General features: G+C 43.0%; 11 protein-coding genes. 3 read left to right on the top strand and 8 right to left on the bottom strand.

Translation table 11 applies throughout. The annotated features are described in order from the left end of the window. Positions 1-2 precede the first annotated feature (2 nt). The 6 genes from mraZ to leuO all read right to left on the bottom strand — a co-directional run bounded on the left by mraZ (position 3) and on the right by leuO (position 7,684). On the bottom strand, positions 3-461 hold the full coding sequence (mraZ, locus tag AAY47_RS05395; RefSeq protein WP_047767655.1) for a division/cell wall cluster transcriptional repressor MraZ: 459 nt from the start codon (positions 459-461) through the stop codon (positions 3-5). A 648-nt stretch (positions 462-1,109) separates the two neighbouring features. Next, a complete protein-coding gene (cra, locus tag AAY47_RS05390) occupies positions 1,110-2,117 on the bottom strand; it encodes a catabolite repressor/activator (RefSeq protein WP_047767653.1) in 1,008 nt (335 codons plus the stop codon). A gap of 88 nt (positions 2,118-2,205) precedes the next feature. Further along, positions 2,206-2,697 carry an acetolactate synthase small subunit gene (gene ilvN, locus AAY47_RS05385; RefSeq protein WP_047767651.1) on the bottom strand — a complete coding sequence of 164 codons (492 nt, stop codon included), beginning with the start codon at positions 2,695-2,697 and terminating at the stop codon, positions 2,206-2,208. A gap of 2 nt (positions 2,698-2,699) precedes the next feature. Then, positions 2,700-4,427 carry an acetolactate synthase 3 large subunit gene (gene ilvI, locus AAY47_RS05380; RefSeq protein WP_047767649.1) on the bottom strand — a complete coding sequence of 576 codons (1,728 nt, stop codon included), beginning with the start codon at positions 4,425-4,427 and terminating at the stop codon, positions 2,700-2,702. A gap of 198 nt (positions 4,428-4,625) precedes the next feature. Further along, positions 4,626-6,425 (bottom strand): AMP-dependent synthetase/ligase, encoded by a 1,800-nt coding sequence (locus AAY47_RS05375; protein WP_369813281.1) that lies wholly within the window; start codon positions 6,423-6,425, stop codon positions 4,626-4,628. A gap of 311 nt (positions 6,426-6,736) precedes the next feature. Continuing rightward, a complete protein-coding gene (leuO, locus tag AAY47_RS05370) occupies positions 6,737-7,684 on the bottom strand; it encodes a transcriptional regulator LeuO (protein ID WP_047767646.1) in 948 nt (315 codons plus the stop codon). Between the two features lie 815 nt (positions 7,685-8,499). On the opposite strand from leuO, the gene leuA reads away from it, so the two are divergent. The 3 genes from leuA to mutH all read left to right on the top strand — a co-directional run bounded on the left by leuA (position 8,500) and on the right by mutH (position 12,695). Then, positions 8,500-10,110, top strand: coding sequence for a 2-isopropylmalate synthase (leuA, locus tag AAY47_RS05365; protein ID WP_047767644.1), 1,611 nt, complete (start codon positions 8,500-8,502; stop codon positions 10,108-10,110). Beyond that, positions 10,107-11,246: a 3-isopropylmalate dehydrogenase gene (leuB, locus tag AAY47_RS05360; protein WP_047767642.1), complete on the top strand. Its 1,140-nt coding sequence runs from the start codon at positions 10,107-10,109 to the stop codon at positions 11,244-11,246. Before leuA ends, leuB begins: the two co-directional genes overlap by 4 nt. A 768-nt stretch (positions 11,247-12,014) precedes the next feature. Further along, positions 12,015-12,695, top strand: coding sequence for a DNA mismatch repair endonuclease MutH (gene mutH, locus AAY47_RS05355; protein ID WP_047767640.1), 681 nt, complete (start codon positions 12,015-12,017; stop codon positions 12,693-12,695). A gap of 50 nt (positions 12,696-12,745) precedes the next feature. Here mutH and AAY47_RS05350 read toward each other — a convergent pair whose 3' ends face one another. Both AAY47_RS05350 and AAY47_RS05345 read right to left on the bottom strand, forming a co-directional pair. Then, positions 12,746-13,924, bottom strand: a complete 1,179-nt coding sequence (locus AAY47_RS05350; protein WP_047767638.1) for a trans-sulfuration enzyme family protein — start codon at positions 13,922-13,924, stop codon at positions 12,746-12,748. A gap of 20 nt (positions 13,925-13,944) precedes the next feature. Beyond that, the gene (locus tag AAY47_RS05345) at positions 13,945-15,315 is read right to left on the bottom strand and encodes a pyridoxal-phosphate dependent enzyme (RefSeq protein ID WP_047767834.1); all 1,371 of its coding nucleotides are present in this window, start codon (positions 15,313-15,315) and stop codon (positions 13,945-13,947) included. Positions 15,316-15,660 lie beyond the last annotated feature (345 nt).

Raw genomic sequence — 15,660 nt, 5'->3', positions numbered from 1 at the left:
GTTTATAGTGATAAATCCTGTAGTCTTGCTGATAGAGGTTCTTGTGTGGATTGTTCAACCGCAATATCATCTTGTACCTGTTGATACCAGACTTGTTCATCCCACAATTCAAATTTATTAAATTGCCCAACCAGCATGACCTCTTTTGTTAGCCCTGCGTGCTGACGCAGTGTGCTGGCTAATAAAAGACGTCCTGCACTGTCCATTTGACATTCACTGGCGTGTCCCAATAACAAACGTTGAACTCGACGTTCGGCTGGATTCATGCTGGATAAGCGAGATAATTTTTTTTCGATGATTTCCCATTCGGGTAATGTATAAAGCAACAAGCACGGCTGATGAAGATCAATAGTACAAACCATTTGGCCTGTTGATACTTCATTCAGCATTTCTCTATATCGGGCTGGTACAGTGAGCCGCCCTTTGCTATCGAGATTAACCAGTGTTGCTCCACGAAACATACTCAGGTTACCCCTTGATGGCCCAAATCGCCACATTATCCCACAAATCACCACAATTAAGAGTTTACGGATGGTATGAAAACCTTGTCAAGCCAGAGCCAGTGCGCTTTAGCTAGATTTACAGAAAGATTCGGAAGAGAAAAAGAAGGATTTTTTAGTTTTGGCTATATTAATAATAGATAACACTATGATAATTTTGAATAATTTAATAAATCTGTAGAGAGCCTTATTCGGGATGGAATTTAGTGTAATTAATTACCACTTAAATTAATTTATGTAACTCATATCTCATTGTTGACTAATTGTTAATCATCATAAACGTATTAATAATAACTATATATTTAGGTTACAATAGCATAAAAAATAGTAATGTATTGAAATCTTGTATTTATCTTAAAATATAAAATGACTACATATCAATCAAGTAAAAAAATAATATCCAGATAACAAATAACATACATAAACAATAATGCTTTGTTACAAAATTATTTATCCTGTGAATTTAAATAACACATTATCGATTTTCGCGGTCATAAAAATCCGTTTAGCAGAATTTTAGTAAGAATAATCTCAAAATTACCTCAACACGCGTATTTTGATGATTTTAGGCAGGCAAACAGCACCCTCATCTTTAATGAGGGTGCTCAATTAGGCTTTTCGGCTTAACTTGCCGCGACGGCATAGATGACGACGCATTCGGGTTATTCCAGGAGTTGGACGCTGCTTTTCATCCAAACTGGCTAATACCAGTTCAAGGGCACGTTCAGCGACATCACGATGGCGTTGTGCCACCGACAATACCGGACATTCAAGGAAATCAAGCAACTCATGATCACCAAATGTGGCAATAACCAATGGATTTGGTAAACGACCACTGCGCTTGAGGAGTGTATCCATGACGCCCTGAAGTAATGCAAATGAAGTGGTATACAAGGCCTGAGGAACAGGGTTTGCCTCCAACCATGACGCAAATATTTCAGCCGCAGCTTCACGTTCATAGCTATTGGCATAAAGGTAGTTAACTTCTCGTGGATCATGCTCCCATGCTTCGCGGAAACCTTGCTCACGCAAGAAACTGACCGATAATTCAGGCAATGCCCCCAAATAAAGGACAGATTCAGCCGGGAATTGACGCAACTCCTGTGCTAACATCTTCGCATCTTCGAGATCATCGCCAACCACACTGATAAAGTGTTCACGATCCAAAGCACGGTCAAGTGCGATGATTGGCAATGTGCGATTAGCCCAGCGCTGGTAGAAAGGATGCTCAGGCGGCAAAGCGGTGGAAACAATGATAGCATCGACCTGACGTTGCAAAAGATGTTCAACACAGCGCATTTCATTATCAGGCTGATCTTCAGAACATGCGATCAATAACTGGTAGCCACGCTCCCGTGCCTGGCGTTCAAGATAATTGGCAATACGTGTGTAACTGGTATTTTCCAAGTCGGGTATGACTAAACCAATTGAACGGGTTCGCCCCGCCCGAAGGCCAGCAGCGACAGCATTGGGATGATAATTATGCTCCCTGACCACTGCCATCACTTTTTCTACTGTCTTATCGCTGACCCGATACTGCCTGGCTTTACCATTGATGACATAACTGGCCGTAGTACGTGAAACACCTGCTAAGCGGGCGATCTCATCCAGTTTCACATTAACCCCTCAGTAAGATGATGAAAAAGCCCTACTTTACAGTAGGGCTCAATAAATATCTGTATTTTAACCCGCAGATTACGATTTTTCATCGCATAATTTTATCTCCGCGCGAGACACCAACTATACCCGATCGCGCGACTTCGACAATCTCTGCCACGTCTCTGACGGAATCAAGAAAAGCGTCCAGTTTTTCACTCGTTCCCACTAATTGGACGGTATAGAGTGTTGAAGTCACATCAACAATCTGCCCGCGAAAAATATCGGTGCTGCGCTTAATCTCTTCCCGTCCATATCCACTGGCTTGTAATTTAACCAGCATGATTTCACGCTCAACATGAGGCCCTGCGGTTAATTCGTTGACTCGCAATACATCCACCAACTTATGCAATTGCTTTTCAATTTGCTCCAATACCTTAGCATCACCTTTGGTTTGAATGGTCATGCGTGACAACGTGGGATCGTCAGTAGGAGCAACGGTCAAACTTTCGATGTTATAACCCCGTTGGGAAAACAAGCCAACTACGCGGGATAAGGCTCCCGATTCGTTTTCAAGTAATACAGACAAAATCCAGCGCATGATCAGGTCCTCTCTGTTTTGCTTAACCACATTTCATCCATTGCTCCGCCTCGGATCTGCATGGGATAAACATGTTCTGTCTCATCAACGGTAACATCCACAAAAACCAGACGTTGATTTTCAGTCACTTCATGCAGTGCCCGGGCCAATTTAGCCTCCAACTCATCGTAAGTTTGGATGGAGATACCTATATGCCCATAAGATTCTGCCAATTTGACGAAATCAGGCAGGGATTCCATGTAGGATTGAGAATGACGCCCCGCGTATATCATATCCTGCCATTGTTTCACCATACCCAAGAAACGGTTATTCAGATTCAGTACCAGAACAGGCAGACCATATTGCAGGGCAGTAGATAATTCTTGAATATTCATCTGGATACTGCCATCCCCTGTTACACACACGACCGTGGCTTCCGGTTTTGCCAACTTCACACCAAGCGCCGCCGGCAAACCAAACCCCATCGTTCCTAAACCACCGGAATTGATCCACCGTCTCGGTTTATCAAATGGATAATGCAGAGCAGCAAACATTTGATGCTGACCCACATCTGACGCAATATAGGCTTCCCCTTTGGTTAGACGATAAAGGGTTTCAATAACGGCCTGTGGCTTGATTTTCACTGTCGTGTGATCGTAATCAAGGCACTTGCGGCTGCGCCACTGTTCAATGGCAAGCCACCAATCTTTCAGGGCATCTGGATCTTGGGTATCTTCTATGGAATCCAATAATTCCAGCATCTGACCAAGTACCTGTTTAGCATCGCCAACAATCGGGATATCCGCCGTTACCGTTTTGGAAATCGAGGTGGGATCGATATCAATATGTAATACAGTCGCTTCCGGGCAATATTTTTCCAGGTTATTAGTTGTTCTATCGTCAAAACGTACCCCCACGGCAAAAATGACATCCGAGTTGTGCATCGCTTTATTCGCTTCGAAAGTCCCATGCATACCCAGCATGCCCAGACTTTGGCGATGCGTTGCAGGAAATGCGCCCAATCCCATCAACGAACTGACGACCGGAATGTGCAAATATTCAACCAACTTCAACAATTCAGTGGTACATGCTGAATTTATGGTTCCCCCCCCGACATAAATCACCGGTTTTTTTGCTGCCACCAGCGCCTTCAATGCACGTTTAATTTGCCCCTTGTGTCCCTGTACCGTCGGGTTATAAGAACGCAGGTTAATTTTTTCAGGATACACATACGGGAATTTCAATGCAGGATTGACGGTATCTTTAGGAAAATCGATAACAACAGGCCCTGGCCGGCCACTTGCGGCCAGATAAAAAGCTTTTTTAATCGTATCTGGGATATCTTCTGCTTTTTTTATCAGGAAACTATGCTTCACAATGGGGCGGGAAATTCCCACCATGTCGCACTCTTGAAAAGCATCATTACCTATCAGGGAACTAGCAACCTGACCAGATAACACGACCATAGGAATTGAATCCATGTATGCCGTTGCAATGCCCGTAACAGCATTGGTTGCCCCCGGCCCGGAAGTGACTAAAACAACCCCGACTTTTCCCGTACAACGCGCATAGCCATCCGCCATATGAACAGCACCCTGTTCATGGCGCACTAAAATGTGTTCGATTCCCCCAATCGTATGCAGGGCATCATAAATATCCAGTACCGCCCCGCCCGGATAACCGAACACGTGTTCAACGCCCTGATCGATTAGCGATCTGACAACCATTTCGGCTCCTGACAACATCTCCATCGAGTTTGCCTCCAGGCTCTGTTTGCAAGTTAATCGTCGTAATTTCATAAGGTAGCGAAAAAGTTACCTTATTTATTCCATTTCTTATATATTCCATAACACTAAGCTAACTAACATAACGTTAGATACAAGTGTTAGCAAACATCAATTTACATCTTGAAAACATTCGTTGAAGAAGAGCCGAACTTTTGCCTATTTTCAATCCAGATACATAGATTCAATTTCGCGCTGATAACGCTCAACAATAACCTTACGGCGCAATTTCAATGTCGGCGTTAATTCTCCTTTTTCCATTGAGAAAGCTTCCGGCAAAAGAATAAATCGTTTGACCTGATGGAATTTAACAATATTTTTTTGCATTTCCTTTAGGCGTCGTTCAAACAACGCGACAACCTGGTGATTGCGCAGCAACTCAAGACGATCACGGTAATGGAGGTTGATAGATTTCGCGTATTCTTCCAGCGCGTCATAACTGGGCACAATCAACGCAGAAACGAATTGGCGGGCATCAGCAATGACGGCAATATGTTCAATAAAACGATCTTGTCCTAACATCCCTTCAATCATTTGCGGCGCAATATATTTGCCTGTTGACGTTTTCATCAGATCTTTCAGGCGCTCGGTAATATACAGATTACCATTAGCGTCCAGTCTTCCGGCATCGCCTGTCCGCAACCAGCCATCCTCCGTAAAGGCATGGACCGTTTCCTCCGGGCGGTTGAAATACCCTTTCATGACAATAGAGCCACGCACCTGGATCTCCCCTTCCGCACTAATGCGAACATCAATATCAGGTAATGGCGTACCAATTGAACCCAACAGATAATTTTTTTCTTCCCAGCAAGATACCGTGGCACACGTTTCTGTCATGCCGTACCCATATTTGATATCCAAGCCAACGGACAGAAAAAAACGGGTAATGGCATCGTCGAGGCGTGCTCCCGCCACGGGCAAGAAACGCACTCGCCCGCCTAAAAGACCACGGAGCTTATTCAACACCAATTTGTCAGCCAATTGATAACTACCGCGCGTGAATGGGCAACCTTTTTTATTCTCCTGCTGACGCATCCAGTGCGCTTCTCCCCGTTTCAAGGCCCAATTAAAAATCATCCTACGCCAAAAAGGCGCACGGGAAACTTTTTCTAAGATCGCGCTATGAACTTTTTCATAAAAACGGGGGACAGAACACATCACTGTCGGGTGCACATCAGACATAGCTTCACGCACCAGATTCGTATCTGTTAAATAGACGTTCAGGGCACCCGTGTGCATTACATAATAACTCCACGCCCGCTCAAAAATATGGGACAGCGGCAAAAAGCAGAGCGATACATCCTGGTTGGTCAATGTTAATCTCTGGTCATGCAGATAAAGCTGTGCCGCCATATTCCGATAATCCAGCATCACCCCTTTTGGCTCTCCCGTTGTGCCAGAGGTATACATTAACGTGAAAAGGTCATTCAAATCCTGATCCGCAATACGGCGATTAAGTTCTGCCTGATATTGCGAATAATCATTGTCAATAAAAGCGGATAAATACAATGCCTGCGGGCATCCTTTCAAGTCGACAGATTCATCCATAACAATGAGATGAGCAAGTTGAGGACACAGTTCAACCAGTGATACTGCAATGTCATATTGCTCCTGCCCGCCAACAAATAACACCTGCACGCCTGCATCATTAAGAATAAAGGCAGCCTGATCACCCGTATTAGTCGCGTATAATGGCACTGTCACAGCCCGAAGCTGAAGAATGGCTAAGTCAGCCAATGACCATGCCATACCATTCTGGGCAAAAATACCCACTTTCCCCTGCACTTCTATTCCCAATGACAATAATGCGTTTGCCACGGATCTCGTTGTACATTCAACCTGCCGCCAATTCATTTCCAACTGTTCTGATGGTGACCATTGCCGAAAGGCAATTTTTTCTGGATATTCATTGAATTGTTGCTGCAAGCGATTCACCAAGTGATAGGCGTGCAGAGGATCTGTTATCACAATATATTCCTGTATAAATATTTCATTCAGCGTCTGAGTGTATTCTCTACTTTCAGCTTACAGATGTTAGCTATTTGCGCGCAGTCTACCTATTCCTAGTAAAAGGGGGAAGTCCATTTTTGATAGAGCGCTATCCCTGTATACAGCTATCTTGTATACAACATAGGGATAGACTCTTATTTCATCTATACCAATCCAACTTCAAGATGCGTGTTATATTTCCCCGCACAGCGGGGAAATATAAGGCCTCGCGTCGTCTTGCGGATTGCAACTTGACGTTTATCGCGTATATTCTGCTTGAGCGTGATCTATTCTTGCTTACCAAGATGACTTAACAATGATTTCATCCACTGATGACCTTGATCACGCTCTGTTGCACCATGCCATATCAAATAACAAGGACGAAAAATCGGACCATTGGGCAAAGAGACTGAACAGATATTTAACTGCTCGGAATAGTGCTCAACCATCCATTTTGGCACTATGGCAACTAAATAAGTCTGGGAGACAATATTAAGAACGCTATTTAAATCCGTTCCCTGATAAGAAACAGAACGCAATAACTCATTATTTTCATAGTAAATCTTACTAAATGAATCTATGTTATCCAACGCAACGATGGCATGTCTTTCTTCCTGCAATTGTTGCTGAGTAATTCGCTTACTAATTCTGGGGTGATGTTTAGAAACAGCCAAAACCAATTCATCATTAAACAGAGAATAATTATGGAAATTAGAACATTCCAATTGATTATAGCTGATAACAAATTCTATTTCCTGATATTTTAATTTTTTCTCAACACCATCATTAATTTGTGTTTTAATGACAACTTCGATATTAGAATCATGTTTTTTTACCTGCCCAACAATTTGAGCAGCTAAACGAATATCAAGAGGACTACAAATAGAGAGATGAAATACTCTCGTACTCTTATTGGGATCAAATCCCACTCCAGGCAGTTCATTATGGACAATTTGCAGTGCCTGTCTGAGTGGCCCAAAAAGCTGTTTTGCTCTCGCCGTTGGCTGAATACCCCGACCATAACGCACAAATAATTCATCACCAAACATGGTTTTCAAACGAGCCACTGCATTACTGACAGCCGGTTGTGACATTCCCAATGCCTGGGCTGCACGTGTAATATTCTGCATTTGCATTACAGTATCAAAAACAGTCAGCAAATTAAGATCCACACTACGCAATTGAATATCGCATGATTCTTTTTTTTCTGTCGTTATTGAGTTGTATTCTGTCATTATTTCACTCCACTAAATTTATAGCAGCGTTCTCATTAAATATGGAAATTAATAAGATCAATTACCCCAATTTATTAAAAAATATATTGAGATTCATTCTTGTACAAAAAAAATAAAACACACATAACCAATATATTCTTATCTACGTAACCGTAATATTTTTATAGGTATGAATATTAATGTATTATATATGAATGGCAATAACTCAATTTACACTAATGACTTTTATCAAAAACAATTAGCCAATAATGAAATACCAATCTATCAAAATATAATTTATTAATATTCTGTATGGTTATGACTTCTTAACCTAAAACACGGTGGTTAACATCCATCTATCCTTGTTCCTTATCCATCAGAACAGGATTTTACTCCATATATAGATATGAAAAATAGATAAAAACATCGCTAAAAATGTAAAAAATAGTCACCAAACTCAACAATTGCTCAATAAAAAACCGAAAATGTGGGCAACCCACGTTAAATTCATACTTATACTGCTTGACATTATTTTTTAGATAACGTATCTATAAAATACATTGACAATTAAAATTAAGTTAACAAATTCACAAAGGTTAGCTCACATGATTCACCCTATTCTTCTACTAAGCCTACTAATTATCGCTTTTAATAATGCGCGTGGTATGTTGGTGGGTGAAAAACAAGGATAAGTTAACCTCCATCAGACACAAAAAACCCGCGCCATGCGCGGGTTTTTTTTACCTGCCGGCGCTCAGAATCAAAAATAAAACCCAGTTACAGAACTAAGTTATCTAACGAAATTAACGAGTTAATCTATTTAACAGGAGTACAACATGAGCCAGCAAGTTATTATTTTCGATACAACGTTACGTGATGGAGAACAGGCGTTACAAGCCAGCCTGAGTGTGAAAGAGAAACTGCAAATCGCTTATGCATTGGAAAGGCTGGGAGTTGATGTCATTGAAGCCGGTTTTCCCGTTTCTTCTCCGGGTGATTTTGAATCAGTCCAAACCATCGCCCGTGAAATCAAAAATAGCCGTATCTGTGCCTTATCCCGCTGTGTTGACAAAGATATCGATGTCGCCGCTGAAGCCCTGAAAGTCGCTGAAGCCTTCCGCCTGCATATGGTACTGGCTACCTCAAATTTGCACGTCGAGCATAAATTAAAAAGAACCTTTGATGATGTTGTGGAAATGGCGGTTCGCTCCATCAAACGAGCGCGCAACTATACCGACGATGTCGAGTTCTCCTGCGAAGATGCAGGCCGTACCGATATCGATAATTTGTGCAAAATTGTCGAGCAGGCCATCAAAGCGGGCGCAACCACCGTCAACATTCCAGACACGGTAGGTTATACCACGCCTTACCAATTTGGCGGTATTATACGCACATTATTTAACCGCGTACCCAATATTGATAAAGCGATTATTTCAGTCCACTGCCACGACGATTTAGGTATGTCCGTCGCTAACTCCATTACCGCCATCCAGGAAGGTGCCCGTCAAATCGAAGGCACGATCAATGGATTAGGAGAACGTGCAGGTAACTGCTCGCTGGAAGAAGTGATTATGACTATCAAAACGCGCCAGCAAATGTTGGGAGTACATACCAATATCAACCATCAAGAAATTTATCGTACCAGTCAGTTAGTTAGCCAAATTAGCAGTACACCGATCCCCGCTCATAAAGCCGTTGTTGGCAGTAATGCGTTTTCCCATTCATCCGGCATTCATCAGGATGGTGTGCTGAAAAATCGTGAAACTTACGAAATCATGACGCCAGAATCTATCGGCTTGAAAGATATCCAGTTGAACCTGACCTCACGTTCTGGACGTGCCGCAGTAAAACATCGTATGACAGAAATGGGCTATCAAGAGAGTGACTACAATTTGGATGTACTGTATCAAGCATTCTTGAAATTGGCAGATAAAAAAGGACAGGTGTTTGATTACGATTTAGAAGCCTTGGTGTTTATCAATCAACAACAGCAAGAACATGAACATTTCCGTCTGGACTATTTCAGTATCCAGTCAGGCTCCAATGTCATACCTACTGCAACTGTTAGTCTGGCCTGTGGAGATGAAATCAAATCTGAAGCCTCAACGGGCAATGGTACTGTTGATGCCATCTATCAGGCCATCAACCGCATGACAGGTTACCCTCTGGAGTTAATTTCCTATCAATTATCCGGTAAAGGACATGGTAAAGATGCGCTCGGTCAGGTTGATATTATCGTGGAATGTTTTGGCCGCCGTTTCCACGGCATGGGTTTGGAAACGGACATCATTGAATCCTCTGCCAAAGCGATGATCCATGTTCTGAACAATATCTGGCAGGCAGAGCAAGTAGAAAAAGAGAAGCAACGCATCTCCCAAAGCAGTAACCAAGACAGCAATATTCAAAGCAATCACCAGCACAACAAAAAGGAAACTGCACAATCATGACCTCAAGCCAATCTATTTCAAATGACGCGACTCAGGGCAAGCAAGAAACCAGGCATTGCCACATTGCTGTTTTGCCGGGTGATGGCATTGGCCCTGAAGTGATGAAGCAAGCCTACAAAGTGTTAGATGCCATCCGTCAACGTTTTAATATCCGTATCACAACCAGCGAATATGATGTGGGGGGGATTGCCATTGATCGTCATGGCACACCTTTACCTCAAGAAACGATAGCTGGCTGCGAAAAAGCTGACGCGATCCTATTTGGCTCCGTAGGTGGCCCGCAATGGGAACATCTACCGCCCGCCGAACAGCCAGAACGGGGGGCATTATTACCACTGCGAAAACACTTTAAATTATTCAGCAACTTACGACAGGCGCGCTTATATACAGGCTTAGAATCATTCTGTCCTCTTCGCCATGATATCGCCGCCAAAGGCTTTGATATTTTATGCGTCCGTGAGCTGACAGGCGGAATTTATTTTGGACAACCCAAAGGACGCGAAGGTGAAGGAAAATATGAGCGTGCTTTTGACACTGAGGTTTATCATCGTTTCGAGATAGAGCGGATAGCACGTATTGCATTTGAATCTGCGCGCAAACGTCGCCATAAGGTGACTTCGATTGATAAAGCGAATGTTTTGCAAAGCTCCGTGTTATGGCGTGAAGTCGTTAGCAAAATCGCCAAAGAATATCCTGACGTTGCAATCGGGCATATGTATATTGATAACGCCACTATGCAGCTTATTAAAGATCCCGCTCAATTTGACGTTCTATTGTGCTCCAATATTTTTGGCGATATTTTATCCGATGAATGCGCAATGATCACGGGTTCGATGGGCATGTTACCTTCTGCCAGCCTGAACGAAAAAGGTTTTGGCTTATATGAACCTGCTGGCGGTTCAGCCCCTGATATTGCAGGTAAAAATATCGCCAACCCAATTGCTCAAATATTATCCACAGCACTGTTGCTGCGTTACAGCCTTGGACACCTTGATGCCGCTGATGCTATTGAACGGGCGATCAATCACGCTTTGGAACAAGGTTATCGTACCGCCGATCTCGCGGGCAATGACAAAGCGGTCAGCACCAATGCAATGGGCGATATCATAGCACGCTATATCACCGAAGAAGTTTAGAAAAATCTAACCAAAGGGAAATATAGGCATTGAAAAAGGCCAGTAAGATAGCTTACTGGCTGGTAAAAAAGACCAATACTCAACAAATCAGAGGTAAACGCAGCATAAGATGAGTAAAAATGAACACTTTTGGCTGGCTTGATTTTAAATCTGCGTAGATTACGCTTCCAGAAGCGTTAATTCACAGGAAAAGCTAAAGTTATAAACATTTATTGTCTGGCCAGAACCATTTTATTCACTTTTTCTGTGGATATGTATGTGAAAAAGAGCGGGGTAAAACGGGTATACTTTTATTACATATTTTTACACTCTCTATAGCACAAAATAAATAATCATTATTTTTCATTACGTTAATGCATTTTACACCCCTTTTAACATTACCTATTACTGATAAAAATTTTTAGCTTTCCTCGCAATGAGCAAATATTAGCCACAGGTGAATTTATCCACAGGATATGCCTTTTAGTTAAACAAAAATCGCCTATTTTTGTAGAAAATATCCTTCATTAGCGCTGTAAATCAAACCAGTGATCTCACTTTTTATCACTTATCCCATAAATCTGTGGATAACATGGTGTAAGATCCTGTTTATTATCACTGTAAATAGGTGAACAATCATAATGAGTCTATTTTTAATACAGCAAACATCAATGAAAAAATCTTTTATATCATGCTATTATCAAAATGATCATGCTAACGATAAATTAATAATGGTTTTCAAAAATTCATGTGAACATTTTTTAACCAACAAAAAGTATACTCTATAACATGTACTTTACACCGCCAGCACCGCCTGAAAATGAACAACAACTCTTCAATCGTGCCCATTCCCTGGCTGGCTTATCTATGGGTGAACTTGCTGCGTTGGCCAGGCTCTCCATTCCCCCCAATTTAAAACGTGATAAAGGTTGGGTCGGTATGTTGCTTGAATACTATTTAGGCGCAAATGCGGGCAGTAAACCTGAACAAGATTTTGAACATATTGGTGTCGAGTTGAAAACTATCCCTGTGGATAGCAAAGGTTATCCATTAGAAACAACCTTTGTCTGTGTTGCTCCTTTAACAGGTAATAGCGGCATTACCTGGGCAAACTGCCACGTCAGGCGTAAATTGTCCCGCGTCCTGTGGATACCGGTTGAGGGGGAAAGAAATATTCCATTATCTGAACGCCGTGTAGGCTCTCCGCTGCTTTGGAGTCCGAATGTGATTGAAGAAGAGTTGCTGCGACGCGATTGGGAAGAACTGATGGATCTTATTGTATTAGGAAAGGTCGAAAGCATTACTGCCCGTCATGGTGAAGTACTGCAATTGCGCCCCAAGGCCGCCAATAGCCGAGCACTGACAGACGCAATAGGAGAATACGGCCAGCCAATTATGACGTTGCCCAGAGGTTTTTATTTGAAAAAAAACTTTACTGCGCCGTTATTGGCTCGCCATTTCTTCTTGTAACCCTCAATTGGCAGAAAACCTGAATACGCTATTTGTCTTTCAGTTTAAAATCAAACAGTTTCAAATGCCTGAGACAAATCCGTTATCAAATCATCTGCATTTTCAATACCAACAGAAATTCGGATCAATTGTGGGGTAATTCCGGCAGCCAGACGCTTCTCCAACGGAATGGAAGCATGAGTCATGGAAAACGGCTGACCAATCAAGCTCTCCACGCCACCTAAACTTTCCGCCAATGTAAACAGTTGCAGCGCTTTAATGACGCGACGCGCATAATCTTCATCCCCTTTCAGTACGATGGAGATCATGCCACCAAAACCTTGCATCTGACGTTTTGCCAATTCATGCTGAGGATGAGAAGCAAGACCGGGATAATACACTTTCTCAACTTGTGGCTGCTGTTCAAGCCAATGCGCAATCTTCTCAGCACTGTCAATATGGCGCTCCATACGCAGGGCTAATGTCCGGATACCACGCAGGACAAGGAAACTACTGAACGGATCAAGAATGCCGCCAATGGAATTTTGCAAGAAGGCAACTTGCTCGGCCAACTCTGCATTATTTCCCACCACGGCAAGGCCAGCAACAACATCAGAATGACCATTCAGGTACTTAGTTGCAGAGTGCACAACAATATCAAACCCCAAATCAAGCGGACGCTGAATATAGGGGGAAGCAAAAGTGTTATCTGCCACGCTGATAATATTATGCCGCCTGGCAATTTGTGCAATCGCCGCTAAATCAGCCAATTTCAGTAGTGGGTTAGTGGGCGTTTCCACCCAAATCATTTTAGTGTCGGGCTGAATTGCCGCTTCCAGTGCTGTAGTATCCCCTGCCTCAACATAAGTGACTCTCAGACCCGCCGTCCGGCGACGCACTTTTTCCAGCAATCGGTAAGTCCCGCCATAGAGATCATCTACCGCAATGATGTGGCTGTCTTTATCAAGTAACTCCAAAATAGTTGAACTGGCTGCCAGACCAGAGCCGAAAGCATAACCCCGCGTGCCATTTTCCAATTCAGCAATCGCACGTTCTAAGACATCACGCGTTGGGTTCCCGCTACGGGAATATTCATATCCCGTATGCTGGCCGGGTGCGGGTTGAGCATAAGTCGATGTGGCATAAATTGCGGGCATCACTGCCCCCGTGTGATCAGGTACATAGCCTGCATGAACGCTTTGTGTATCAAATTTAATCCGATTAAATTGAGTCTTATCAAACTTAGCCATTAATTTATTCCTGAAAGAGATCAATTGAGTTGTTGACGCCATGCGTTCAGAACATCAGTACGAGTAACAAGCCCCAGAAAACGATTATTATCATCAACAATCAGGGCCACATGACCAACATCAAAAGTCGCCATTAACTGCGCCAATGACGCTTTCTTATTGAGCGTATGAACCTGATTGGTCATCGCCTCAGTCACAGACAATGAGAAATGAAGTGAATTGGCCTGAATGGTATGCATGAGATCCCACTCATCAATAAGCCCGACAATTTGATCGTTTTCGATCACAGGTAACTGTGAAATATCATACAGACGCATACGGCTATAAGCGATCTGCAAGGTATCCTGCGGAGAAACTGAAACCGTCGCACCATCCTGATAACGATAAGTAATATAATCGCTCAAATTATTTTCTTGTGGTTGTGAACGCAGCCCTTGTTCCAATAACCAGTAATCATTAAACATTTTCGACAGATATTTATTACCGCTGTCACACGCCAACGTCACCACACGTTTCGCCGTTGTCTGTGCACGGCAATAACGTAGCGCCGCCGCTAACAATGTTCCTGAAGAAGAGCCAGCCAAGATCCCTTCTGTCAATAGTAAATCGCGGGCGCAGGCAAACGCTTCTGCATCAGTAATGCGATAAGCATGGTGAACCTGAGAAAAATCCCCAAGAGGCGGGACAAAATCTTCTCCAATACCTTCCACAAACCAACTTCCCGCTTCGTCATAGTGACCATGCTCAACATAATCGGCAAGAATAGAACCTTTAGGATCTGCGAGGATAAATTCCGTATGAGGGGAAATTTCCTTAAAATACTGGCTCAAGCCACCCAGAGTCCCGCCAGAACCGACCCCCACGACCACAGCATCGACATTCTGCTCCATCTGCTGCCAAATCTCCGGCCCCGTGGTAGCAAGATGGGCGGCTGAGTTCGCCGGATTATTGAATTGATCAATATAATAAGCTCCACTGATTTCTTTCGACAGGCGCAGAGCATAGTCCTGATAGTATTCTGGATGCCCTTTTCCAACATCAGAGCGTGTCAGGCGAACATCCGTACCCAGCGCCCGCAGGTGATAAATTTTTTCGCGGCTCATCTTATCAGGTACAACTAAAATCAGTTTATAGCCCTTCATGGCGGCAACCAACGCCAACCCAATCCCCGTATTACCTGCCGTGGCTTCAATGATGGTGCCCCCGGGCTGCAACACCCCCTGTTTTTCCGCCTGCTCAATCATTGAAAGTGCAACACGATCTTTAATCGAACCGCCCGGATTCTGATTCTCTAACTTAATGAATAGCTGGCAAGGGCCTGTATCCAGATGAGTCAATTCCAATAGCGGTGTATTCCCTATAAGTTCAAGAACTGAGCGTGGTGCTGCCATATTTGCCTCTTGATAATCGGTAAAATTTGCAAACAAAACTTTCAGACTGGGAAAGAATAACGCTGCATGGTAATCAATTTGAAAGAACAAATGAAAACTACATATAACAAAAGAGAATTAATTAATTCGATATTGATAAATTAAAACATGTCTATACCCATCCAACTTCAAGATGCGTGTTATATTTCTCCGCGCAGCGGGGAAATATAAGGCCTCGTGTCGTCTTACGGATTGCAGCTTGAAGTTTATCGGGTATACAACTCATTATTTTTTTTATCATTTAATAATAAATAAATCCTAATAATAGGGCTTGATGAAAATAAGTTCCTCATAACGAAAATCTCA

This window comes from Xenorhabdus griffiniae, from assembly GCF_001028135.1.
In the GTDB taxonomy this organism is placed as follows: Bacteria; Pseudomonadota; Gammaproteobacteria; order Enterobacterales; family Enterobacteriaceae; genus Xenorhabdus; species Xenorhabdus bakwenae.
Note: the sequence above shows the minus strand (reverse complement) of the source record. Positions and strands in the feature narration are given on the sequence as shown.

What these genes read in the sequence shown, in the direction of transcription:
- leuO (WP_047767646.1), bottom strand. Translation starts at nt 7,684, where the DNA reads ATGACAGAATACAACTCAATAACGACAGAAAAAAAAGAATCATGCGAT.
- ilvI (WP_047767649.1), bottom strand. Translation starts at nt 4,427, where the DNA reads ATGGAGATGTTGTCAGGAGCCGAAATGGTTGTCAGATCGCTAATCGAT.
- leuA (WP_047767644.1), top strand. Translation starts at nt 8,500, where the DNA reads ATGAGCCAGCAAGTTATTATTTTCGATACAACGTTACGTGATGGAGAA.
- AAY47_RS05350 (WP_047767638.1), bottom strand. Translation starts at nt 13,924, where the DNA reads ATGGCTAAGTTTGATAAGACTCAATTTAATCGGATTAAATTTGATACA.
- AAY47_RS05345 (WP_047767834.1), bottom strand. Translation starts at nt 15,315, where the DNA reads ATGGCAGCACCACGCTCAGTTCTTGAACTTATAGGGAATACACCGCTA.
- ilvN (WP_047767651.1), bottom strand. Translation starts at nt 2,697, where the DNA reads ATGCGCTGGATTTTGTCTGTATTACTTGAAAACGAATCGGGAGCCTTA.
- leuB (WP_047767642.1), top strand. Translation starts at nt 10,107, where the DNA reads ATGACCTCAAGCCAATCTATTTCAAATGACGCGACTCAGGGCAAGCAA.
- mraZ (WP_047767655.1), bottom strand. Translation starts at nt 461, where the DNA reads ATGTTTCGTGGAGCAACACTGGTTAATCTCGATAGCAAAGGGCGGCTC.
- mutH (WP_047767640.1), top strand. Translation starts at nt 12,015, where the DNA reads ATGTACTTTACACCGCCAGCACCGCCTGAAAATGAACAACAACTCTTC.